Here is a 23,698-nt window from a genome sequence, read left to right on the forward strand (position 1 = left end):
TAACTCCTTTTTTATTTCGATGTTATTGATATTAATAACGATAGTGTTCAGCCTTGAACGGTCCGTTCTTAGGAATACCCAAGTAATCGGCCTGTTCTTGAGTTAACTCATCCAATTCAACACCAATTTTAGCCAAATGCAAACGAGCAACTTTCTCATCTAAGTGTTTAGGGAGAACGTATACTTTGTTTTCATAGTTGCTGTGGTTAGTCCACAATTCAATTTGAGCCAAAGTTTGGTTAGTGAATGAATTACTCATTACGAATGAAGGGTGACCGGTAGCGCAACCTAAGTTTACCAAACGGCCCTCCGCCAATACGATAATGTCTTTACCGTCGATGTTATAGATATCAACCTGAGGTTTGATGGTATCTTTTGTATGACCGTAGTTTTTGTTCAACCAAGCCATATCAATTTCAATATCGAAGTGACCGATGTTACAAACGATCGCCTTATCTTTCATCAAGCGGAAATGCTTTTCAGTGATCAAGTCGCGGCAACCTGAAGCAGTTACGATGATATCCGCTTCTTTAACAGCGTCAACCATTTTCTTCACTTCAAAACCGTCCATAGCAGCTTGCAAAGCGCAAATAGGATCGATTTCAGTTACAATAACGCGGCATCCTGAACCTTGTAAAGATGCTGCAGATCCTTTACCAACGTCACCATAGCTACCTACAACAGCCACTTTACCGGCCAACATTACATCGGTAGCACGACGGATCGCGTCAACCAAGCTTTCTTTACAACCGTATTTATTATCGAATTTAGACTTCGTTACAGAATCGTTTACGTTGATCGCAGGCATTGGTAATGTACCTTTCGCCATGCGCTCATACAAACGGTGAACACCGGTAGTAGTTTCTTCTGAAATACCTTTCACATTTGGAACCAACTCAGGGTATTTATCCAAAACCATATTGGTTAAGTCGCCACCATCATCCAAAATCATGTTCAAAGGCTTATCAGCACCGCCAAAGAACAAGGTTTGTTCAATACACCAATCAGCTTCTTCAATGGTCTGCCCTTTCCATGCAAATACGCCGATACCTGCAGCAGCAATAGCAGCAGCAGCATGATCTTGAGTAGAGAAAATATTACAAGAACTCCATTTTACTTCAGCACCTAAAGCCACCAAAGTTTCAATCAAAACCGCAGTTTGGATGGTCATATGTAAACATCCTGCGATACGAGCACCCTTTAATGGTTGGCTTGCACCATATTCGGCACGGAGGGCCATCAAACCCGGCATTTCAGCTTCTGCCAAACGGATTTCTTTACGTCCCCACTCAGCAAGGCTGATATCTTTTACCTTGTATTGAAGGCTAAAGTCAATTTGAGAAAGTGTTGTTGACATGTTATCTAGTTTATTTTTTGCAAAATTAGTATTAATAGAGCGTTCTCCCAAAGGTGAAAAACTCCCAAATGGGGATAAGGCTATATCAACGGTTCGATGCTATTTTTCGTAACTTGTAAAAAAGCAGCTATATGTACGTATATGAAACGGTTTCTGAAGCTATTTCCAGCCTAAATTCCAGAGGTTTTGAGCACGATTTTGGAATCGACGCTCACGCCATTACCTGCTCCAATAGCAGGGTTTACAGTGCCGAAGACCTTGAAATTGTAGAGTGGTATCGTTTTGAAGGGGATACAGACCCTGCAGATGAAGCCATTGTTTTAGGATTGGCTGCCTCCGATGGTACAAAAGGCACCTTGGTAGTGAACTATGGACCCAATATGGAACAGGCCAACGCGGCATTTTTAGAAAAAATAAGCTTGCATTTGAGCAAATAAGAGTTATGATTAAATCATCCTTGCGTTTCACTTTGCTGTTGTGTTCAGTCTTTGGTTTTGGATCTGTTTTAAAGGCTCAACAATTCGGTGGAAATCCACCCTCCATTCATTGGAAGCAAATTATAACGAAAGAAGCCAGAGTTGTCTATCCATTTGGGCTCGATTCTATTGCAAAAAAAATATCAATTATTACAGGGAGCTTGGCACCTACTGCCCAAACATTGGGTGGAAAGAATCGACGCATCCCAATACTTCTCCAAAATCAAACAACGGTTTCCAATGGGTATGTAGGACTAGGGCCTTGGCGTAGCGAATTTTTTATGACGCCGAATCAAAACAGCTTCGAATTGGGCTCTTTACCATGGTATGAACAATTAGCTACCCACGAATTCAGGCATGTGCAACAATTTGCCAATTTTAATAAAGGCATTACGAAAGCCAGTTACATATTCGGAGGGCAATTGGCAGTTACCTTAGTAGCCAATGCCGCTGTTCCAAATTGGTTTTGGGAGGGCGACGCAGTGTATCAAGAGACGCAACAAACCAACCAAGGTAGAGGTCGATTGCCTTATTTTTTCAATAGTTATCGATCGCTTTGGCTGGCCAACAAGAATTATTCATGGATGAAACTTAGAAATGGTTCTCTGCGCGACTATGTTCCCAGTCACTATGATCTTGGCTACTTGCTCTCAGCCTACGGTCGTGAAAAATATGGTGCCGATTTTTGGGGCAAGGTCACCAATGATGCCGTTCGGTTCAAAGGACTGTTCTATCCCTTTCAATCCGGTATTAAGAGAGCATCCGGTAAATCGTACACCCAATTTGTAAATGAGGCGTTACAGTTCTATAAAAATCAATTGGTTTCAGAAACAGATACCATTCACCAATTCGCTGCTTCCCAAAAGCATTTTGTGAGCGAAGAAGAGTATCCGCAATGGCTCGATAAAGATCATTATGTGTATGTTTCCAGCTCGTATAAACGCATTCCTTATTTTGTAAGTAAGAACGTTAAAACCGGAGAAGAGAAAAAGATTCGAATGAAAGATCTTTCTCTGGATGCTTATTTTTCAGTTCGCAATCAGCAAATTGTATATGCCGCGGTGGGCTATGACCTTCGCTGGGGCTGGAGAAACTATAGTGAAATAAGACTGTTGGATGCAACCACCGGCGAACAACGTACCATCACCAAACACACCAAATTATTCTCTCCTGATATCAATGCCAAAGGTGATCGAATTGTAGCAGTTCAACAAACCACCGATGGTAAAAATTCAGTAGAATTATTGGATGCTGTTGAAGGCAAAATAATTAAATCCTTCCCAAATAATCAGCAGTATTACTATACAGGTCCCAAATTCTTGAATGCACAAACCATAGTAGTAGCCGTAAGAAATCAGGACGGACAAATGGGTATTACCAAACTAGATATTAGTACCGGTAAAGAAACAGTTTTGCTGCCTTTTCAATGGCAGGTAATCGGATTCTTGAATACCCACAACGATAGTCTCTATTTTACCATGAGCTGGGGCAATGCCGATCATCTGTTTCTCTTCGATGGAAAGTCATTCTTTAAAATGGATCGGGGAACGGTCAATACCGGGGCCTATCAATTGGCTGCCAATGGTGCAAAGGCTGTATGGACCGAGTTTACGGCTGTGGGTCAACAGGTCGTCAACACAGATATGAACAAGTTAAAATGGGAAGCTGTTGATCCTTCAAAATCGGCCCGCTTTAACTTTGGTGTAAATACGATTGAATCAGGTAGATTGCCTTTGAACGACAGTACACCTTCTAAAACCAAATACTTCTCAAAAGCATTCAATTTATTCAACTTTCACAGTTGGTTGCCTGACTTTAATGATCCGGAATACACGCTTACTTTCATAAGTGAGAACGTATTGAATACATTGCAATCTGATTTGAGCTTTACCTACAATACCAATGAAAAATCAAAAAAGGTTGGTTATGTGGCCACTTATGCCGCTTGGTTTCCCTGGATTCGAATGGGTGTGAACTATAACAAGGATAGAGCTTTCACCTATAACAACGATTTGGTTCGTTGGAATGAATTTGAATCGAGAGTAGGGGTTTCAATACCGCTTAATTTTTCAGGTAAGAAGTACTTCCGAAATTTGCGATTGACCAGCGATTTTGTACTAAATAAGCCCGATTATTTGGGTAAGTATAAGGATACCTTTGACCGACGCAGTTTCACCTATGTTGTGAGTAACCTAAGCTATGTACAACAACTGCCAACTGCCAAAATGCAGATCTATCCTCGCTTTGCAAAGAGTTTGTTGCTTACATTTTATAAAACAGCAACGCGTGTTAACGGCTATCAGTTCTTAGCCAATGGTACGGTGTACTTGCCCGGATTAGCAACTACACATAGCTTGGTAATAAATGCAGCTGTTCACCGCCGTGATACCATTCGAGACATTTTCTTTAGCAATTCGTTTCCGTTTTCAAGAGGTTATGTAGCGCGCAATTTCCATCAAATGATGAAAGCAGGAGTAAACTATCATTTTCCAATTTTATATCCCGACAAAGGAGTGGCCAGCATCGTATACGTGCAACGAATTCGCGCAAATGCCTTCTTCGATTATACCAAAATTGCAGAATACAATACGCAACGCAGATTAGTTAATTTGGAATACCGTTCAACCGGTGGGGAGATTTACTTCGATACCAAATGGTGGAATCAGCAACCTGTAAGTTTTGGACTACGGTACAGCTATTTGCTGGATGCGTCTTTACAAGGGTTGTCTCCACATCAATTTGAATTCGTATTGCCAGTAAACTTGATTTCTCGTTAAGTTAATTAATACAATAAGAAAGCCCCCAATGCTTGCGCGTTGAGGGCCTTTTTATTATTAGGTAATTTTAGTTGCCTAAGCTTGCTTCAATTACTTTTATCTTCGTTTCTGCATCTTCTTTCTTTCTTCTTTCTAATTCAACAACTTCCGGTTTTGCATTTTGAACAAAACGTTCGTTGCTTAATTTCTTTTCTACGGATGCAAGAAAGCCCTTTAGGTATTCCAACTCTTTTAAAAGTTCTTCTTTTTGATTGGCAGTATCAATAGGTTTTTCAGAAACAATATAGAAAGTATCTTTTCCTATTACAGTAGTGAAAGAACCCGATACAGCTGTGTTCACAAAATCGAGCTTGGTAGCATTTACCTGCTTGCAAAGAACGCCATTGATTCCTTCAAAATTGGCCGTTTGAGCTGTTTCAACAGACAACTCAATGGTTTCTTTCGGTTTCAATTGTTGTTTGTTGCGGATGTCGCGAATGCCGGAAATATACGATTTGAGAAGCTCTCCTTGAGTTAAGATACCAGCATTGAAAGATTTTGGCGCAGTCATTTGCTTGATCGTTAAGGCATCGCCTTCCTTTCTGCTTCCAAGTTGCTGATAAATTTCTTCCGTAATAAATGGCATGAAGGGGTGTAACAACAACAATAGTTCTTCAAAATAGCCTACTGTTTTCTTATATACTGTTGCTGAAATAGGTTGTTCGAAACCGGGCTTTACCCATTCCAAATACCAACTACAGAAATCATCCCAGATCAGTGAATACAATGTTTTTAATGCTTCACTCAACTTGAACTCAGTATACTGTTCTTCTAATTGAAGTTTTACTTGTTCCAAACGGTTTTCAAACCATTCGGTAGCAAAAGTAGAAGCATCGCCTTCTGTTTCTGATACTCTCGATTCCCACATCTTCACCAACTTCAAGGCATTCCATATTTTATTGCTGAAGTTTCTTCCTTGTTCGTTGCTGCTTTCGTCCCACAGTAAATCGTTTCCGGCAGGAGAGGAGATCATGATACCAAAGCGACAAGCATCGGCTCCATAATCGTCAATGAGTTTTAAGAGATCAGGTGAATTCCCCAAACTCTTACTCATCTTTCTTCCTAACTTATCACGAACGATACCTGTAAAATACACTTCATTGAAAGGCTTTTTGCCCTGATATTCATATCCGGCCATGATCATACGGGCCACCCAGAAAAAGATAATTTCAGGTGCCGTAACCAAGGTATTGGTTGGATAGTAGTATTGCAGGTCGGCATTGCCGGGATTCTTTAGTCCTTTGAAAACTTCAAAAGGCCACAGCCAACTCGAGAACCACGTGTCCAAACAGTCTTCATCTTGGCTCAATACTGCTTCTACGATCCCTTTTGAACTGGCTTGTTTCTTCGCTTCTTCTAAACTGGCAGCTACGTATACATTACCATGTTGATCGTACCAAGCAGGAATGCGATGCCCCCACCACAATTGGCGACTGATGCACCAATCTTTGATGTTTTCCATCCAATGGCGATACAGGTTCTTAAATTTAACCGGATAGAATTTGATATCATCACTTACTACAGCTTCCAAGGCAGGTCCTGATATTTTTTTCATATCTACCCACCATTGCAAACTCAAGCGAGGTTCTACTACAACATCAGTTCTTTCACTATAGCCTACTTCACTGGTGTAGTCTTCGATCTTAACTAAGTTACCGGCTGTTTCCAGAAGTGGAATGATTTTCTTTCTTGCTTCAAATCGGTCTTCCCCAATTAAAATCTGAGCATCGGCATTTAACGTACCATCGTCATTTAGAATATCGATCACTTCCAATTGGTGTTTCAAGCCTAATTGGTAGTCGTTTGCGTCATGCGCCGGAGTTACTTTCAATGCGCCGGTACCAAAGTCCATCGTTACATAGTCATCTGTAATAATGGGGATTTTACGCCCAATCAACGGTACTTTAGCAAAAGCACCGTGTAGGTCGAGGTAGCGTTCATCTTTAGGATGTACACAGATGGCAGTATCGCCCATGATGGTTTCCGGACGCACTGTTGCAATCGTGATTTTTTTGCCCAATGATTCACCTTGAGCATTTACCAATTCATATTGTAAATGATAGAGTTTCTGATTGGTTTCTTTGCGAATTACCTCCTCATCACTTAAAGCTGTTTTGGCACGTACATCCCAATTGATCATTCTTTTGCCACGGTAGATATATCCTTTGTTGTATAAATCTATGAATACATTGATCACCGATTCATAATAATCGGGGTCCATGGTGAATGAGGTCCTATTCCAATCAAGCGAGCAGCCTAGTTTGCGTAACTGTTGTAGAATGATTCCTCCATATTTTTCTTTCCATTCCCAAGCATATTTCAAAAACTCATCTCTCGACAAGCTTGCTTTTTGGATGCCTTTTTCGCGGAGCATTTGAACAACTTTTGCTTCTGTAGCGATGGAAGCATGGTCGGTACCAGGAACCCAACATGCATTCTTGCCTTGCATGCGCGCTCTTCGTACTAAAATATCTTGAATGGTGTTATTAAGGCAATGGCCCATGTGTAACACTCCGGTTACATTGGGGGGAGGAATTACCACGGTATATGCCGGGCGCTCATCGGGGGTACTATTAAAATATCCTTTCTCGAGCCAAAACTCATACCATTTGGATTCGGCTGTTTGGTGTTCAAAATTCTTAGTTAACTCCATAGTGGGAATGCATTATTCGGGAGTGCAAAATTAATGAAAGTCAGCGACCTATAAGGCCCTAAAATAAAAAAGCATCCCCTTTTTGGAGGATGCAAAAGTTCTTTATGCGGGCTTATTCAGCCGCATTTTCTATGGTTGCAGAGTAATGTGGTCTTTTTATTGGCTTACAGATACCAGTAGCAGTAAGACAAAAACATCACCAATCCCATAAAACCAATAGCCATAAGGATTACACTTGCTGTGTCACTCAAATGGAACGAATTAGACTTTTTCATACGCATTTTGTTTAAAAAGTTCCGGGCACGAAATTAACTCACTGGTTTTCAGAGGAATGTGATTCGGTAACTTTACTGTTCTAATGCGGTTTAGAGAGGGAATCGATCAATTGTTACTAGGCTAAGGGTGTTCTAATGCCTTGTTCTGCAGCAAAAATAGCAATAAGAATGGAAATTGCAAATCCCACCTTGGGAATTTAAGAAAATAGAAAAATACCCACAACAGTCGGATGCCGTGGGTATTGTCTTATCCTTGCGTAAAAGAAGGAAAATTAACTAGTGAACCAGAATGAGAACACTGCTAAGGCCGAAAAATACAGAATAGCAATGGCCGTGTGCGTGATGCTCCTTCCTACACTTTGCAAGTTTAATTTTTGCATAGAAGATGGATTTATGGTTTTAAAATGCACAGGGACGGATCCTTTGTTCTAGGTGGACTAAATATTTCAAATGCATTAAAAGTTGCTTGCAACCAACCAATAGTGCATCTTAATTTTCATATACGGGATTACTCCGGTTGTCCTAAATTTATACCTCAATTATGTACGCCATCGTCGACATAGAAACCACCGGAGGTTATGCCTCTAATAACGACATAACTGAGGTTGCTATTGTGTTACACAACGGAACATCAATTATGGAGCGTTATTCCACCCTAATAAAACCACTTAGGGCCATACCACATTACATTCAGGCCCTTACCGGTATTACGCCTCAAATGGTGGCACAAGCCCCTGAATTTCAGGAAGTAGCTCCCAAAATCTTCGATTTATTAAAAGAAGCTGTTTTTGTTGCCCACAATGTAAACTTCGATTATTCTTTTTTAAAACATCATTTAGAAGCTGCAGGTTTCGATTTGAATCGCCCGAAATTGTGTACTGTACGCCTAACTAAAAAAGTATTCCCGAACCTACCATCATATAGTCTCGGTAATATTTGTAGAGAATTGTCCATACCCATAAAAGGTCGTCACCGAGCCGGAGGTGATGCTGATGCTACTGCTCAACTTTTCAATCTATTACTTCAGAACGGAGCGGAGCCTCATATTCAACAATCGCTCAAAAAAGGCTCAAAAGAGCAAAGCTTACCTCCACATCTTCCAAAAGAAGAAGTAGAAAAACTGCCCTATACACCGGGAGTTTATTATTTCCACGATCAAAAAGGAAAGATCGTTTACGTAGGAAAAGCCAAAAACCTCAAATATCGAGTTCGGAGCCATTTTACACACAATGGTGCAGGCAAACAACGTCAAAACTTTCTTAGAACAATTCATAGTATTAGCTACCAATCTTGCCCAACCGAATTGATGGCATTTATATTAGAAAGCATAGAGATTAAGCGATTATGGCCTCCTTATAACAATGCCCAAAAACGATTTACTGCGAATTATGCGATCTACGGATACTACGACCGAAATGGGTATTATAGACTTGCGATAGATAAAAAAAAGAAAAACATTCCGGCACTTCACAGTTTTAGCACAATGGTGGAAGGACATCAGTTGTTGCGATCGTTGATCAAGGAGTTCCACCTCTGCAACAAATTGTGCTTTATGCAAAGTGGTGATATCGATTGTGTGGGCTTAGAAGAAAAGACCTGTAAAGGTGCCTGTGTTCAACAAGAGTCTTCGGAAAAATACAATAAGCGTGTAATGAAGGCTTTGGAGTTCATGAATGAAAATCTGCCAACATTTGCTGTGTTAGATGAAGGTAATCAAGCCAATGAGTTGAGTTGCATTTTAATTGAAAAAGGACGGTTTATAGGGATGGGATACTTGCCGTCTGAATTAGAAGTATTGGATGTAGAAGAAATTAAAAAGCACATTGTTTTATATCCTGAGAATGATTATATCAGAGGGCTCGTGTATTCTTTCATTGAAAAAAGCCCCCACAAAAAGCGAGAACTTAAAATTACAGCATGAGCAAAGCACTGATTCAAACTAACGCACTTTTCACAATTCTGCTGTTAGTGGCCTGTGGTACGAATGCTTCAAATAATCAAAACGAATCTACACCATCGAATACTTCGCAAAGCCAAACTGCAGTAGTTTCGGTAGACTCTATTCCCTCAGAACGCACTTCAATTAAAAAAGAAGCGGTAGCATCTTACAGCAAGAAGACAGACGATCCACTAAATGATTTTTATTTCTCTGTTAAACTGTATGAAACCAAATTTACACAGCGATTTTTGATGAAAATGACCTATGAAACCTTGCAAGTTTCGGATACCATTTCAATCCCTTATTTAAATATATGGCCAAACGTGAAAATTGAAAAAGGAGCGTCCGGGTTGGAATGTATTGTAGGATTTCTCGATCAACAACAGCAATTCAGACCTTACAAGAAAGTTTTTGTAGAAAACGAAAATTTAAGAGTCAAAACCTTGCATTTCTATCGTGTAAGAGGATGGAAAAAAGAATTGTATTGAGTAGAAATGATTTCTTCCTATATTAGTAAAAATCACTCAAATGGATCGATATTTAACTTCTTGGTACAGTCCATCATTGAATAAGGAAATGCCGATTGCAATGTATGGGCACTACGGATTTGCTTTATTAATGGTTCCAACAGCCGCAGCCGATTATTTGGAGTATGAGCGATTTCAGTTGATGGATTATTTAAAGCCATTTATTGAATCCGGGAAAGTAAAAGTGTTTTCCATCGATAGTATCAACAATGAAAGCTGGATGAACAATCATGTTGATCCTTTTCAAAAATCAATTCGTCACCAACAGTGGAACGACTATGTTTACAATGAAGTCATTCCTTTCATAAAAACACATACTAGCGGAGATACCCCAATCATTACATGTGGTGCTTCATTTGGCGCTTTGCACAGTATGAATCTTTTCTTAAAAAGACCTGATTTAATTAATGGCGTGATTGCCATGAGTGGTGTATACGATTTAACAGAATATACCAAAGGACATTACGACGATAATGTTTACTTCAATAGCCCAATGCATTACATGCCTAATTTAACGGATCATCATGTGCTCGAGCAAATTCGTAGATCAGGTCATATTCATATTCTTACCGGAAGCGGTGCGCATGAAGATCCTGCATCAGCAGGTCGTTTTGCAAAGGTTCTATACGACAAAGGTATTTGGTATGAATTAGATAATTGGGGACCCGATTGGAATCATGATTGGCCTACCTGGAGAGCGATGTTACCCCACTATATTGCTACTCGCTTTTAGGGATCAATTCATCTAACAATGAAATAAACAAATTGCGTTCAATCATTCTCGCACCGAGGCTTGCTAGATGTTCAGAATATATTTGACAATCGATCATAGCAACACCTTGTTCTTGTAAATAATGAACGTAAGAAAGAAAGCCGTATTTGCTGGCATTACTGCTTCGAGAAAACATACTTTCTCCGAAAAAAACCTTACCTAAAAGCACACCGTATAGGCCGCCAACCAGTTCGCTGTCTTTCCATACTTCTACACTATGGGCAAGTCCCATTTCATGAAGTTTACTGTAGGCTTGGATAATTTCTTCACTGATCCAGGTGCCATCTTGATCCTTCCGGGGGACCGTTTTGCAATTGCGCATTACTTCGGTAAAACATTTATTGATGGTTACAACAAATGCCTTTTTTTTGAAAAGTTGGAGCATGCTTTTGCTCACATAGAGTTCTCCGGGAAACAGCACGAATCTTGGGTCAGGGCAATACCATAAAATAGGGGGTTCGTTGTACCAAGGGAAAATGCCACTGCGATATGCATTCAAAAGTCGAGAGGGAGAGAGATCACCACCGATCGCTAACAACCCATCAGGCTCGGAGAGATGGACTGGCGGGAAACGGTTGGTGTGGTCCAATTCATAAATAGGCATAAAAGCAATTAGGAAACGGTTTCTTCCAGGGTAGCGCCTATCCCTCTTTCTGTGATAGCGTCGCACTGAGGTTTAAGGTCGTCGTAATCGCCGTTTTTAACGGCATATTTCCCTTTGAAATGGATGATAAAAGCACATTGTTCTGCTTGTTCTGCTGAATGACCGCAAACTTCCATCAATGTTTCGATAACCCATTCGAAAGAGTTTACATCATCGTTCCATACAATCAAACTCCAATTCTCCGGTGGGGCAGTGAGGGTTTCAACATCAAAATCTTCTTGTTCACGTGTTCTAGTATTAGCAAAGACTGCAGCCATTTAACCTGGAATTTTCGTAAAAATATCATTTTAAAAGGGCATACACAAGAAAAGAATGCTTCTTTCTAAAAACCGCCGTGGGATTTGATTTTCAATAAATTTTCGGTGTTTTTTACAAAAAAAAGTAAAAAAAATTTGGCGTAAAACCGTGATTTCCTATCTTTGCACTCCCAATAAAAACAAAGGGAGTTTAGCTCAGCTGGTTCAGAGCATCTGCCTTACAAGCAGAGGGTCGGCGGTTCGAACCCGTCAACTCCCACGAAGCAGAAAACCCATCAAAAATCTTGATGGTTTTTTTTGTGTGTATGCGAAAAAGTTGTGCGTTACGTTCAGCTGGTTCAGAGCATCCCGTCTCGCCTAAAGCGAGCCGGGAGGGTCGGCGGTTCGAACCCGTCAACTCCCACGAAGCAGAAAACCCATCAAAAATCTTGATGGTTTTTTTTGTGTGTATGCGAAAAAGTTGTGCGTTACGTTCAGCTGGTTCAGAGCATCCCGTCTCGCCTAAAGCGAGCCGGGAGGGTCGGCGGTTCGAACCCGTCAACTCATCACAAGATTTTGTTAGAGGTATTTCATTGACTACTTAGTCCAAAACCATCAACTCTCCCTTCTCTATAACAGCCGTTCGCTCAATGCATGACGGCGTTTGCTCCAATACATGACTCACATAAATAATAGTAGTGCTTGTATGGGCAGCAATGGTATCAATGATAGAGAGAAAGAATTGTGTTTGTTCATGGTCCATACCCTGACAAGGTTCATCTAAAACCAAAAGTGGAGGGTTTTTAATCAAAGCTCGAGCTAATAGGGTAAGGCGCTGCTTTCCCAATGGCAATCGCTGCAGTAAATGCAATCTATTTTCTAGTAAATTAAACAACTTGATCCATTTTGTAACAAGCAGTTCCTGCTCGTCGGATAACGGACGAAACAACCCTATGGTATCAAATAGGCCACTGCCAATTACCTCTCGAACGCTTTGCACCTGCGGAAAATGTAAATGAAGTTCGGGTGATACATAACCAATCTTCTTTTTTATATCCCAAATACTCTCACCACTTCCTTTCTTCTTGTCAAACAATTCAATTCGGTTCGCATAAGCTTGCGGATTGTCAGCTGTGATCAAACTTAGTAGCGTTGATTTTCCTGCTCCATTTTCTCCTTTCAACAACCATTTGCTTCCAGCCTCCACCGTCCAGCTTACGTTTTTTAAAATGGTATTATTCCCATATTGAATTGTAACACGGTCCATTTTTATTGCATTGCTGAATTCAGTTGCGATCGGTTTTACAAGTTCTGAATAATGTTCCCAAAGATCATTCGATACTTTTATCGTGGGTGATTGGAATTTAATAGCTCCCTTTGCACCCTTTTCTACAAACTTACCATTGTTTAGTACACCAACATGTGTAATGCAAGAGGGGAGATGCTCCGGAGTAGTGATCACTAAAACCTGAATTTCGTTTTGAGTGATATTGGTTAGGGTTTCATTCAAGGTTGCTCTGGTTGCAATGTCCAAGCCAATGAAAGGTTGGTCTAAGATGAGAAACTCAGGATCTAACAACAATGCTTTTAAAAGTTGTAAACGCTTGTTCTCTCCATTCGAAAGTAAAATCAGTTGTTTTTCAAGTAGTGGGGCAACTTTTAACAAGTCTAGATAAAACGAGTACCGGGGATGATGGGCGTAGGGTTCTAATGTTTCTTGAACGGTTTGAGCATCTTCGTTGTCGGTGCTCTGATACCGTTGTTGATAATAAAACTCGTTGAGGTTTGATTTGTTTTTAAATTGATGCTGTTGTTTTACCAGTACTTTTTTAGCATCATTACCGAATGTTAAACTTCCCGAGAAGTGAACTGTGTGCATGATTACTTCTGTAAGGGTGGTCTTTCCGGAACCGGAAGCACCTACAATTGCCCATTGATCGCCTTTCTCAATGCTCCAAGATTCAATGTCTAGAACGAGCTTGCCTTGCTTTTTAACTTGAATGTTCTTAAATCCAATCATAATGCTGCTTTCAAACACAGCAAAAATAGAGAAAGATGCGAGTTTACAATTATTAATTCACTTTGGTAAAAAGCTGCTTGAAAGGCGTCATATTTCCCGGAGACTCAATACTGATAAAATAAGTACCGGGCTGCAATTTGTCAATATTCAAGGTGTTCTTTCCTTGCTGAACTTTTTGTTCAGATAGCAATCGACCCGTTTTATCAAAAATTAACGCAGGAGTTGTAGCAGGAATATTGTTTTCGATGAATAAATTCAATTGATTCTTCGAAGGGTTGGGCCAAATCCGGACTCTTGAAGTGCCGGTAATTGTAAACTGGCGAACAACAGAATAGCTTGTATTGCCCGATTCATCTAAACCTTGAATACGAGTATAGTAGATTCCTTCACTCAGATTTTCAAACTTCATGCTGTAAGAACGCATGCCCGTTGTTGAAGTGAAGGGCGGTATTGTAGTAACTGTTCTCCACGATGATCCATCATTGCTCAATTCAACCTTAAATTCTCGTTCAGTTGAAGAGGCATCTACTTTCCAATTCAAATTGGCTGTATTATTGCTATTCACCGATACGGTGAATTCACGCCATAATATTGGCAATACACTGTTTGGGTAGGCACAAGAAGTCAAGTCTTGACTATAGTTGGTATTTGAAATAGTAGTAAGAAAAGTCAATGATAAATTGTTTTCCAATCTGTACAGTCGCCCGGAAGCATTGATCATGATAATTTGACCGGTTGCATTGAAACAAATACCGGCAAATTGACTGCTCGTTGGTGTAGCAGTTGATTCCACTACCTCCGATACTGTTATGTACGATTGTGCTGAGGTAGGTAGAGTTCCCGGTATTTTATAAAGCATATAGTCGGAGGTTGAAGAAAGAATAAACCACAATTTTCCATTTCCATCAATGGCCATATCTCCACTTTTGTTTTGGAAGTTGCTGCTTACGTCGGTGCCATTGGAGAGTTTGTAGGTATTTGATATCGTTGTCCAAGTATTGGCTGCAATATTATAATAATACAAAGTGCCGTCACCGGCAATGCAATAATATCCTGCACCGTTGGAACTTACACATCCACTTACGATACTCGAAGAGCTGGGGTTTTGAGCTAGCAAGGTTTCACTGTTTCCAGATCCCGATGTAGACGGTGTAAAGCATACAAATTCTGAGGGAGAACCGGTGCCCGGTATTCGACGAAAGTAGTAGAATTTGTTATTAAATGCGTTATATCCAAGTGCATTTGCTGAAGAGGGACTTCCACCGCTGGTATTTAAATCAACACTTCCTACAGTACCTGTACTAATATCTGCTGTTCGAACTTTTCCGGATGAGCGTAATACATACACTTCGTTTGCATTGTTACAAACTTGTGCTATCGATTGGCTCAATAGCAATAGGTTCAACAGAATTAACCCGATAAATATTTTGTAGAAACGGCTCATAGGGGTTGGGTTAAATTATCAAAGCTGACGGGTACAACTAAGATGAATTTTATACGTACTCGTAAAAGTATAGTCAAACATTCGTCAATACAAGTACACTAGTTTATACTTAGTGTTTAGAGCTTATAGTTTAATAAAATTGAATTTGATAGGCTATGTAATTCAATTGATTATTTGTAATAACATCTTGAAAAACAATTTATACTTAAAAACAAGTAAAGGAAATCTTGTATCCCAGTTCATTTTTCTAGTCTAGTAGACTGAACTGCAAAAGATTAACGAAGGTGTAGAAACGAAAAAAAGCCTGAAGATCGTTCGATCCATCAGGCTTGTAACCTCTAATTATATTTTTATTGTTTTACAAACAATTGCTTGAATACTTCTCCATCTGCAAATTGAACTCTGATGTAGTAAGAACCGCTTACCAAGCTAGAGATGTTCACTTGAGTTGTGCCTGCTAAGATCGTTGCTTCTTTTACTAAACGTCCTGCTTGGTCGAAGATTTGCGCTTTTGTGGCAGTTGTTATTTGCTTGGTGTGTTGTAAGTTGATGAATTCTTGAGCAGGGTTGGGCCACAAGTTGATTTTCGCTGCTTTAGATACATTTACCACTTTGATTTCTGAATATCCAATGTTATTGTCCATATCAACCTGACGGATTCTGAAATAGTTATTGCCGTTTACAATGCTTCCAGTAGTAAATGTGTACGTTAAATCGTTACCCGTTTTTGCTTTTGCCGCTACTTTACCCAATTCAGTCCAATGGGTACCATCGGTGCTCGTTTCAACATAAAATTCTTTTTCGTTCGATTGAGCATCAATTACCCAACTCAAATTAGCAACATTGTTCGCAACAGATACGGTATAATTCTTCCAAATAATAGGAAGAATAGCTATTGGGAATAAGCAAGATGTTAAGTCATTTGCGTAGCTTGATATGGTAAGGGTAGACAAATAAGTCACTGTCAAGTTGTTTTCTAAGCGGTACAACTGGCCATTTGATGTTACCATAATAATTTGGCCGGTTCCATTAAAACAAATCCCTGCAAATGCGTTTCCACTAGGCGTAGATGTATTGCCCATAACTTGTGTTACGGTTAATGAACTAACATTTGAAGTAGGTAAAGAAGCAGCAATTCTATAAAGCTGAAAGCTACTAGATGTTGACACAATTAGCCACAAACGACCATTTCCATCAATTACCATATCACCACTTTTGTTCTGGAAATCAGAAGTGACCTCCGTTCCGTTGCTCAATCTAAATTTATCGGTGATGGTTGTCCAAGTATTAGTAGCAATTCTATAATAATACATTACTCCATTGGCATCAATACAATAGTATCCCGCACCATTAGAACTTACACATCCACTTACAATGGCTACAGTACTTGGGTTTGAGGCTAACAATGTTTCTGTATTTCCAACACCAAGTGTAGACGGTGTAAAACAAACAAACTCTGAAGGTGAGCCGGTTCCCGGAATTCTTCTGAAATAGTAGAACTTTCCATTTGAATTGTTGTAGCCTAAACTGTTAGATGAAGATGGTGAGCCACTTGAAGTGTTTAAATTGGTTGAACCAACTGAACCGTTGTTGTAGTCGATGGATCTTACTGTACCATTGCTACTAACTCCAAAAATTGTTGTGGCTGTAAGACAAACTTGAGCGTTTGCTGAAAATACATTGATAAGGTTTAGTGCAATAATTGCACTGATGCGAATCAGTTTCATTTTTAAAGGGTGTTACGATTAAAAAAAACTGATTTTTCAGGGATAAGGTAAATGGTGCGCGTTGGTTAAACCGGGAAATTGGATGGGATTATGTTGGGGGAACCAGTCAATGGGAGGGTGTAGAATCTACTGACTGAAAGTGAAGTAGTGTTCTGTTCTCAAAGGGTTCCGATCGATTGCACTACAAAAGTAACATCAGTTTTTACGGATTGCAATAGTAAATTTACGATGTTTTGAAAAAAAATACTGTAAACGAAGAAACCCGATCAATCCTAAGACTGATCAGGCTTCATCGTATAACGCTCTTATTACTATAGTTTTATAAACGATTGCTTAAAGGTGTCTCCATCTGAAAATTGCACTTTTACAAAATAGGTGCCGCTTACCAAATTCGAAATGTTGATTTGTGTGCTCACTTGTTGAAGTGTTAACTCCTTTATCAATCGACCGCTTTGATCGAATATCTGTGCTTTGGTTGTAATACCCATTGGCTTGTTATATCGAATGTTTACATATTCCTGTGCCGGATTGGGCCAAAATTCAACCTTTACTTCTTTTGAAATGTTCAGGGTCTTGATTTCTGAATAGCTGACATTGTTATCCAAATCAACTTGACGAATTCTAAAGTAATTGATTCCATTAAGCACATTCGCCGTGGTGAAACTGTAATTTAAGTCGGTGCCGGTTTTCGGCTTGGCGCTTACTTTTCCAAGTTCAGTCCAGTTGATTCCATTAGTACTTGTTTCTACATAGAATTCTTTTTCATTTGATTCTGCCGCAATGAGCCAATTGATTGAGGCAGATCCATTAGCGTTCGCTACAACTTGATAAGTTTTCCAAACAATTGGTAAAACGCTTAAAGGAAATGCACAAGAAGTTAAATCATTTCCATAACCACTGATAGACATGGTTGAAAGTAATGTTAAGCTCAGGTTGTTGTTCAATTGGTAAAGTCTATTGTCTGTTCTTGTACCGAGAATGATTTGTCCGGTAGCGTTGAAGCAGATTCCGGCAAAAGCACTACCGGAAGGCGTATTGGTATTGGGCGATACAATTTGACTTACTGTTAAGCTTGCTACAGCTGTAGTAGGTAAGGCGCTAGTAACTTTGTACAAACAATACTTTGTATCACTGGAAGCAACGATCCATAAACTGCCAAGTCCATCTATTGCAATATCCCCACCACTTAGATTCGAAATAGTAGCAGTTACATCTGTTCCATTACTAAGTCGAAGGCTAGATGTAATCAATGTCCAAGTATTGTTCGAAATTCTGTAATAATAGAGTTTGCCGGTATTGTCTAAACAATAATATCCCAATCCGTTAAAACTTACACAACCGGTGAGAACAGTATTCGTGGTTGGGCAATTGGCATGTACCGTTTCTCCATTCAGCAAAACGATAGGAGAGAAGCTTACAAAAGAAGGAGTTGTGCCGCCAGGATTTCTTCTAAAGTAATAGAACCTTCCATTGAAAGAGTTGTAACCGAGTCCATTCGACATAGATGCGGTAGTAGACGAGTTGGCGTTTAAATTTGAAGCTCCAACAGCTCCGGTAGTGTAATTAATTCTTCTAACACTGGCATTGTTGGTCAGTCCATAAATTTCGGTTGTTCCATTACAAACCTGTGCATTCAAGTTTAAGCTCGAAATAATTGAAAAAAAGGAGAATAGAATTCCTTTAAATGAGTACGAAATCAGTTTCATTTTTTTGGGTTTACGATTAAAACAAACTGATTTTTCTGCTAGAATACTTGGATACGAAACGTGTATTGGATCCTATGCAATGATCGAAATGAGAACCTTGGTTAATTAGATAGTGGATTTTGTGCAATTGATCTAAGTAAGAACCTGTATGAGAAATTTTGTGTGCATTTATATACGTGCACAGGTTCAAGTTGGATTTAGTAAAAAGAAAAAATCTCATGAAATTTCATGAGATTTTTTCTGGTGATTGTGGGAAATAAAAAAGCCTGAGGATCCCTTGATCCGTCAGGCTTGTAACCTCTAATCTTAAATGTTTTATTGCTTTACAAACAATTGCTTGAATACTTCTCCATCTGCAAATTGAACTCTGATGTAGTAAGAACCGCTTACTAAGTTAGAGATGTTCACTTGAGTTGTACCAGCAAGGATCGTTGCTTCTTTTACTAAACGTCCTGCTTGATCGAAGATCTGTGCTTTTGTTGCAGTTGTAATTTGTTTTGTGTGTTGTAAGTTGATGAATTCTTGAGCAGGATTAGGCCAGAAATTGATCTTCGCTGCTTTTGTTACATTCACCACTTTGATTTCAGAGTAGCTTACGTTGTTATCCATATCTACTTGACGCACTCTAAAGTAGTTGTTGCCATTAACGATGCTTCCTGTTGTGAAATTATAAGTAAGATCATTACCTGTTTTTGCTTTAGCAACTACTTTACCCATTTCTACCCAATTTGTACCATCGGTGCTAGATTGTACATAGAATTCTTTTTCGTTTGATTGAGCATCAATTACCCAATTCAACGATGCAGTGTTATTGTTGGTAGTTACTGTAAAGCTTTTCCAGATAATAGGTAATACACTCAAAGGAAATGCACATGATGTAAAGTCGTTGCCATAACCCGGTGAGCTCATGGTAGCCACGAGTGTCATGGTCAAGTTATTTTCCAATCTATAGATTCTGTTATCAGTTAAAGTTCCGAGCAAAATTTGACCGGTTTGATTGAAAGAAATTCCGGCGAAAGCAGAACCTGAAGGAGTTGTTGTTGTAGGAGCGATAATTTGTTGTACAGTTAAACTCGCAACTGCAGAGGTTGGTAAAGAGCTAGTAACCTTATACAAGCAATAGTTTGATGAGCTTGAAGCAACAATCCAAAGTTTACCATAACCATCGATCGCAATATCACCACCGCTCAAAGATGTTAAAGTGGAAGTGATATCTGTTCCGTTGCTCAAACGGAAACTTGAGGTAATTGCTGTCCAAGTATTTGCAGAAATATTATAATAATACAATACTCCGGTTGTAGTAATGCAGTAGTATCCTAATCCATTAAAGCTTATACATCCGGTTAAAATTCTATCAGAAGTGGGGAAGGTAGCATGCGTTGTTTCGCTGTTCAACAACACAATTGGAGAGAAGCTCACGAAAGCGGAGCCAGATCCATTAGGGTTTCTTCTGAAATAATAGAAACGACCATTGAAGTTATTGTAGCCTAAACCGTTTGATGCACTTGCACCTACACTTGAAGAATTCAAGTTAGAACTACCTACAGCTCCGGTTGTAATGTCAATTGTTCTTACATTACCGCTGCTGTTCAAACCATAAATAGTTGTTGAAGACAAACAAGCTTGGCCAAAAACATTAGCGGTTAAGCTTGTAAAAAGCACTAAAAGTGCAATTTGGGTACGAGATAAAATCAGTTTCATTTTTAAAGAGGTTACGATTAAAAAAAACTGATTTTTCAGGGATACGAGTGGACGATGCAATTTCTAGGGTCAACTAGAGCAATTCGATTTTGATGCGTGGGGAAATCTTTGGGAAGGGGAGGCGAGCTAAGAGTTTGTTTTTACTTTGCACTAAGGCGTCTCTATTCTCAAAGGGTTCCGATCGATTGCACAACAAACATAGATACAGGAATTACGGAATGCAATAGTAAATCTACGATGACGCCGGATGTTTTCTGAAGAAAACTAATTTCCGTTGATAATCATCATTTTGTGCGGTAGCATTTTTTTTAATTTTTTAAAAACTACCCATTTTCGGGTGCTGTTTAGCCCTTAACTCCGTATTTTCTGCACCTAATACCAACTCCAGATTTCCCTCCAAATGCCTAAATAAAGTATATAAGAGTTTTTTGAGCACCCTTAGTTTGGGGGCCAAAACCTAAAGGGTTTTGATTGTTTTCCACAAAGGTTAATAAGTATCCCCCCCACCTGCCGTGCCCCTTTCCCTATATTTGCCCGATTTTGGATAATGTACCTACCAAAGAATGCATTCTCTGATTATCAATGTGTTGAATTAAAATTGAGGTTCCATAATGGCTAAAGAGAAAGAAAATAAGACGATGTTCGAATACAATGAAGACAGTATTCGGAGCCTTGAATGGCAAGAACATATCCGACTTCGCCCCGGAATGTATATCGGTAAGTTGGGAGATGGTAGCAGCGCCGACGATGGTATCTATGTATTATTAAAGGAAGTAGTCGATAACTGTATCGACGAACATACCATGGGTTATGGTAAAGCCGTAGACATCTCCATTGAAAAAGGAGTGGTATCGGTTCGCGACTATGGCCGTGGTATTCCGCTTGGGAAACTAGTTGATGTTGTAAGTAAAATTAATACCGGAGCTAAATACGATAGCAAAGTGTTCCAGAAAGCCGTAGGGTTGAATGGTGTGGGTACTAAGGCCGTAAATGCCTTGAGTTCTTCATTCATTGTTACGGCCTATCGCGATGGCAAAGAAAAAACCGCAGAATTCGAGAAAGGGATCTTGCTGAAAGAATCCAAGGAAGTAAAAAGCACCGAACCAAATGGGACCAAAGTGACATTTATTCCCGATGCCACTATCTTTAAAAACTACCATTATATCCATGAATACTTGGATAAGCAGTTCTGGAACTATTGTTATTTGAATGCGGGACTTGTTATTAACTATAATGACAAGAAATACGTATCAAAAAATGGTTTATTAGACCTTCTAGAGCGTAATACCAATAAAGACGAGTTAAGATACCCCATCATTCATTTAAAGGGCGAAGACATTGAAATTGCCATTACCCACGAAAATCAATATGGGGAAGAGTACTACTCTTTCGTGAACGGTCAGTTTACCACTCAAGGTGGTACTCACTTACAAGCTTTTCGTGAAGCCTATGTGAAAACCATACGCGACTTCTACAAAAAAGATTATGAAGCAACCGATATTAGAGGAAGTATCATTGCTGCCGTAAGCGTGCGTGTGCAAGAGCCGGTGTTTGAAAGTCAAACCAAAACCAAACTTGGTTCTCTCAATGTTTATGAAGGTGGGCCAAGCATGAAGAACTTTCTCAACGATTTCTTAACAAGAGATCTCGATCTGTTTCTTCATAAAAACCCTTCAGTTGCCGACGCCCTTAAACGCCGAATCGAACAAAACGAAAGAGAGCGAAAAGAACTGGCTGGTATAAAAAAGCTTGCCAACGAAAGGGCGAAGAAAGCCAATTTGCACAACCGTAAATTACGAGATTGCCGATACCACTACAACGACGAGCCTAGTGGTAAAGACAAAGAAGTCATTGCTGAAAAGGCGAAAAATAGTACCATTTTTATTACTGAGGGGGATAGCGCTAGTGGTTCCATTACTAAAGCAAGAAGCGTAGAAACCCAAGCTGTTTTCAGCTTGCGAGGTAAACCGCTCAACTGTTATGGGTTGACCAAGAAAGTGGTGTACGAAAATGAAGAATTCAACCTTTTGCAGCATGCACTGAACATTGAAGAAAGCTATGAAGATCTTCGATACAACAATATTGTAATTGCAACTGATGCCGATGTAGACGGTATGCACATTCGTTTGTTGATCATGACCTTCTTCTTACAGTTCTTTCCCGACCTGGTGAAGAACGGGCACGTGTATATTTTGGAAACGCCCTTGTTCCGAGTTCGGAACAAACAAGAAACCATTTATTGTTACGACGAAGCTGAAAAACAGGCAGCCGTAAAAAAACTGGGGAACAAACCAGAGATTACTCGATTCAAAGGATTAGGTGAAATTAGCCCAGATGAATTTGCCCGCTTCATTGGCGATCAAATGCGATTGCAGCCGGTAATGTTGCTTCCCGAAACACACATACAACAACTCTTGGAATATTATATGGGAAAGAATACCCAAGAGCGTCAGGAGTTTATCATTGATAACCTGAAGATAGAATTAGATCTAATAGAAGATTAATTATTAATTAGGTAAACAGCGCAATTATGATACATGTGGTTTTTCAAACAGCCGATGTTTCCATCTTGCAACAAGCAATGGAGTTAGAGCCCAGTTTGCAAGGCGAAGTGATTGAAATAAAAGATGATTTTGCAGTTGGCCCCATTAACAATATAGACACAGCAGAAGGGTGGGACGCCCGCGTAAACTGGTGGAGAAGCCTTCTCGAAAATAGCCCCTACGGAGTAGAAACCGCCGGAAGTTTCGATGATCGCGAAACAGTGAAAACATTAATCGAAAAATTAGACTCAGATGCCGCTGAGGATGTTTGGATTTGGATGGGGCAAAATCAACACGATGTGTGCGGCTATTACTGGTTGATGCCTCAGTTGAAAGCCTTCCAAGGTCGCGTAATGGTTTTGTACCTCAATAACCTGCCCTTTATCAACGAAAAAGGTCAACTGTTTTATCCGTCTTGCATTCATGAAATTCTACCAAAAGAAGCTGTTAAGGCGAAGCGTTTGAACCGTACTATAACATTAAGTGAATTCGAAGTGGATCCGGATGAATGGAAACGACTCACCGAAGAAAATGCAATGGTACGTATTCTGGAAGGTGGAAAGAAGATTGCAAGCAAGGAAGAAAGCTACTATGATGCGGAGATTTTAAAAAATGCAACGAACGATTGGCAGAAAGCCTCCCGCTTATTGAACAATACCCTGAATAGAATGAAAGTGAAAACCGGCGACGTGTTTTTGATGGGACGTTTGAAATCGCTCATTGAAGCAGGACGCTTAGAAGTAAATGGCGACATCTCCAAGGGGTGGAAAGATTTTGAAGTGAAATTATTTTCCGCAACCCAGTTAGAAATACCAACAGCCTAATTTAATTGAAACTAGAAG

The 23,698-nt window shown here is 39.7% G+C and carries 16 protein-coding genes and 2 tRNA genes; 9 read left to right on the forward strand and 9 right to left on the reverse strand.

Features of this window, described 5'->3' with window-relative positions:
- Positions 1 to 31: 31 nt before the first annotated feature.
- On the reverse strand, positions 32 to 1,357 hold the full coding sequence (gene ahcY, locus ACQ2HE_RS04575) for an adenosylhomocysteinase (RefSeq protein WP_430897924.1): 1,326 nt from the start codon (positions 1,355 to 1,357) through the stop codon (positions 32 to 34).
- Positions 1,358 to 1,488: 131 nt separating this feature from the next.
- Here ahcY and ACQ2HE_RS04580 point away from each other — a divergent pair, with 131 nt between their 5' ends.
- On the forward strand, positions 1,489 to 1,794 hold the full coding sequence (locus ACQ2HE_RS04580) for a hypothetical protein (protein ID WP_430897922.1): 306 nt from the start codon (positions 1,489 to 1,491) through the stop codon (positions 1,792 to 1,794).
- Positions 1,795 to 1,799: 5 nt separating this feature from the next.
- Positions 1,800 to 4,610, forward strand: coding sequence for a hypothetical protein (locus ACQ2HE_RS04585; RefSeq protein WP_430897920.1), 2,811 nt, complete (start codon positions 1,800 to 1,802; stop codon positions 4,608 to 4,610).
- Between the two features lie 67 nt (positions 4,611 to 4,677).
- Here ACQ2HE_RS04585 and ACQ2HE_RS04590 read toward each other — a convergent pair whose 3' ends face one another.
- Positions 4,678 to 7,302 carry a valine--tRNA ligase gene (locus ACQ2HE_RS04590; protein ID WP_430897918.1) on the reverse strand — a complete coding sequence of 875 codons (2,625 nt, stop codon included), beginning with the start codon at positions 7,300 to 7,302 and terminating at the stop codon, positions 4,678 to 4,680.
- An 816-nt stretch (positions 7,303 to 8,118) separates the two neighbouring features.
- On the opposite strand from ACQ2HE_RS04590, the gene ACQ2HE_RS04595 reads away from it, so the two are divergent.
- Genes ACQ2HE_RS04595 through ACQ2HE_RS04605 form a run of 3 tightly spaced genes read left to right on the forward strand, consistent with a single transcriptional unit; the run spans position 8,119 to position 10,776 of the window.
- Complete coding sequence (locus ACQ2HE_RS04595; RefSeq protein WP_430897916.1) at positions 8,119 to 9,498, forward strand: exonuclease domain-containing protein; 1,380 nt, start codon at positions 8,119 to 8,121, stop codon at positions 9,496 to 9,498.
- Positions 9,495 to 10,004: a hypothetical protein gene (locus ACQ2HE_RS04600; protein ID WP_430897914.1), complete on the forward strand. Its 510-nt coding sequence runs from the start codon at positions 9,495 to 9,497 to the stop codon at positions 10,002 to 10,004. Before ACQ2HE_RS04595 ends, ACQ2HE_RS04600 begins: the two co-directional genes overlap by 4 nt.
- Positions 10,005 to 10,044: 40 nt before the next feature.
- Positions 10,045 to 10,776, forward strand: a complete 732-nt coding sequence (locus ACQ2HE_RS04605; protein WP_430897912.1) for an esterase family protein — start codon at positions 10,045 to 10,047, stop codon at positions 10,774 to 10,776.
- Here the strand turns inward: ACQ2HE_RS04605 and aat are convergent.
- Positions 10,763 to 11,419 carry a leucyl/phenylalanyl-tRNA--protein transferase gene (gene aat, locus ACQ2HE_RS04610; protein ID WP_430897910.1) on the reverse strand — a complete coding sequence of 219 codons (657 nt, stop codon included), beginning with the start codon at positions 11,417 to 11,419 and terminating at the stop codon, positions 10,763 to 10,765. The two genes, ACQ2HE_RS04605 and aat, sit on opposite strands and share 14 nt — an antisense overlap.
- Before the next feature lie 8 nt (positions 11,420 to 11,427).
- Positions 11,428 to 11,736, reverse strand: coding sequence for an ATP-dependent Clp protease adaptor ClpS (locus tag ACQ2HE_RS04615; protein ID WP_430897908.1), 309 nt, complete (start codon positions 11,734 to 11,736; stop codon positions 11,428 to 11,430).
- A 184-nt stretch (positions 11,737 to 11,920) separates the two neighbouring features.
- Between ACQ2HE_RS04615 and ACQ2HE_RS04620 the strand changes: the two genes are divergently transcribed.
- Both ACQ2HE_RS04620 and ACQ2HE_RS04625 read left to right on the forward strand, forming a co-directional pair.
- Positions 11,921 to 11,995 (forward strand) — tRNA-Val (locus ACQ2HE_RS04620).
- A 203-nt stretch (positions 11,996 to 12,198) separates the two neighbouring features.
- Positions 12,199 to 12,284, forward strand: a tRNA-Phe gene (locus ACQ2HE_RS04625).
- Between the two features lie 32 nt (positions 12,285 to 12,316).
- Here the strand turns inward: ACQ2HE_RS04625 and ACQ2HE_RS04630 are convergent.
- From ACQ2HE_RS04630 to ACQ2HE_RS04650, 5 genes are all read right to left on the reverse strand, one after another.
- Positions 12,317 to 13,735, reverse strand: a complete 1,419-nt coding sequence (locus ACQ2HE_RS04630; RefSeq protein WP_430897906.1) for an ATP-binding cassette domain-containing protein — start codon at positions 13,733 to 13,735, stop codon at positions 12,317 to 12,319.
- A gap of 52 nt (positions 13,736 to 13,787) precedes the next feature.
- Positions 13,788 to 15,179, reverse strand: a complete 1,392-nt coding sequence (locus tag ACQ2HE_RS04635; RefSeq protein ID WP_430897904.1) for a T9SS type A sorting domain-containing protein — start codon at positions 15,177 to 15,179, stop codon at positions 13,788 to 13,790.
- Positions 15,180 to 15,529: 350 nt separating this feature from the next.
- Positions 15,530 to 16,906 carry a T9SS type A sorting domain-containing protein gene (locus ACQ2HE_RS04640; RefSeq protein ID WP_430897902.1) on the reverse strand — a complete coding sequence of 459 codons (1,377 nt, stop codon included), beginning with the start codon at positions 16,904 to 16,906 and terminating at the stop codon, positions 15,530 to 15,532.
- 311 nt (positions 16,907 to 17,217) lie between these two features.
- On the reverse strand, positions 17,218 to 18,612 hold the full coding sequence (locus ACQ2HE_RS04645) for a T9SS type A sorting domain-containing protein (RefSeq protein ID WP_430897900.1): 1,395 nt from the start codon (positions 18,610 to 18,612) through the stop codon (positions 17,218 to 17,220).
- Positions 18,613 to 18,927: 315 nt separating this feature from the next.
- Entirely contained in the window at positions 18,928 to 20,313 is a 1,386-nt protein-coding gene (locus ACQ2HE_RS04650) for a T9SS type A sorting domain-containing protein (RefSeq protein ID WP_430897898.1), read from the reverse strand.
- 611 nt (positions 20,314 to 20,924) lie between these two features.
- Between ACQ2HE_RS04650 and ACQ2HE_RS04655 the strand changes: the two genes are divergently transcribed.
- Both ACQ2HE_RS04655 and ACQ2HE_RS04660 read left to right on the forward strand, forming a co-directional pair.
- Positions 20,925 to 22,817, forward strand: a complete 1,893-nt coding sequence (locus ACQ2HE_RS04655) for a DNA topoisomerase IV subunit B (protein ID WP_430897896.1) — start codon at positions 20,925 to 20,927, stop codon at positions 22,815 to 22,817.
- Positions 22,818 to 22,843: 26 nt separating this feature from the next.
- On the forward strand, positions 22,844 to 23,680 hold the full coding sequence (locus tag ACQ2HE_RS04660) for a DUF1835 domain-containing protein (protein ID WP_430897894.1): 837 nt from the start codon (positions 22,844 to 22,846) through the stop codon (positions 23,678 to 23,680).
- Positions 23,681 to 23,698: the final 18 nt, after the last annotated feature.

Source organism: Endoryza foliicola (assembly GCF_050589245.1).
GTDB classification, from domain to species: Bacteria; Bacteroidota; Bacteroidia; order Chitinophagales; family Chitinophagaceae; genus Endoryza; species Endoryza foliicola.

Bases quoted from the DNA above. Each gene is read 5' to 3' on its own strand.
- ACQ2HE_RS04600 (WP_430897914.1), top strand. From the start codon at position 9,495: ATGAGCAAAGCACTGATTCAAACTAACGCACTTTTCACAATTCTGCTG.
- ACQ2HE_RS04655 (WP_430897896.1), top strand. From the start codon at position 20,925: ATGGCTAAAGAGAAAGAAAATAAGACGATGTTCGAATACAATGAAGAC.
- ahcY (WP_430897924.1), bottom strand. From the start codon at position 1,357: ATGTCAACAACACTTTCTCAAATTGACTTTAGCCTTCAATACAAGGTA.
- ACQ2HE_RS04640 (WP_430897902.1), bottom strand. From the start codon at position 16,906: ATGAAACTGATTCGCATCAGTGCAATTATTGCACTAAACCTTATCAAT.
- aat (WP_430897910.1), bottom strand. From the start codon at position 11,419: ATGCCTATTTATGAATTGGACCACACCAACCGTTTCCCGCCAGTCCAT.
- ACQ2HE_RS04660 (WP_430897894.1), top strand. From the start codon at position 22,844: ATGATACATGTGGTTTTTCAAACAGCCGATGTTTCCATCTTGCAACAA.
- ACQ2HE_RS04580 (WP_430897922.1), top strand. From the start codon at position 1,489: ATGTACGTATATGAAACGGTTTCTGAAGCTATTTCCAGCCTAAATTCC.
- ACQ2HE_RS04595 (WP_430897916.1), top strand. From the start codon at position 8,119: ATGTACGCCATCGTCGACATAGAAACCACCGGAGGTTATGCCTCTAAT.
- ACQ2HE_RS04615 (WP_430897908.1), bottom strand. From the start codon at position 11,736: ATGGCTGCAGTCTTTGCTAATACTAGAACACGTGAACAAGAAGATTTT.
- ACQ2HE_RS04590 (WP_430897918.1), bottom strand. From the start codon at position 7,302: ATGGAGTTAACTAAGAATTTTGAACACCAAACAGCCGAATCCAAATGG.
- ACQ2HE_RS04645 (WP_430897900.1), bottom strand. From the start codon at position 18,612: ATGAAACTGATTTCGTACTCATTTAAAGGAATTCTATTCTCCTTTTTT.
- ACQ2HE_RS04650 (WP_430897898.1), bottom strand. From the start codon at position 20,313: ATGAAACTGATTTTATCTCGTACCCAAATTGCACTTTTAGTGCTTTTT.
- ACQ2HE_RS04635 (WP_430897904.1), bottom strand. From the start codon at position 15,179: ATGAGCCGTTTCTACAAAATATTTATCGGGTTAATTCTGTTGAACCTA.
- ACQ2HE_RS04630 (WP_430897906.1), bottom strand. From the start codon at position 13,735: ATGATTGGATTTAAGAACATTCAAGTTAAAAAGCAAGGCAAGCTCGTT.
- ACQ2HE_RS04585 (WP_430897920.1), top strand. From the start codon at position 1,800: ATGATTAAATCATCCTTGCGTTTCACTTTGCTGTTGTGTTCAGTCTTT.
- ACQ2HE_RS04605 (WP_430897912.1), top strand. From the start codon at position 10,045: ATGGATCGATATTTAACTTCTTGGTACAGTCCATCATTGAATAAGGAA.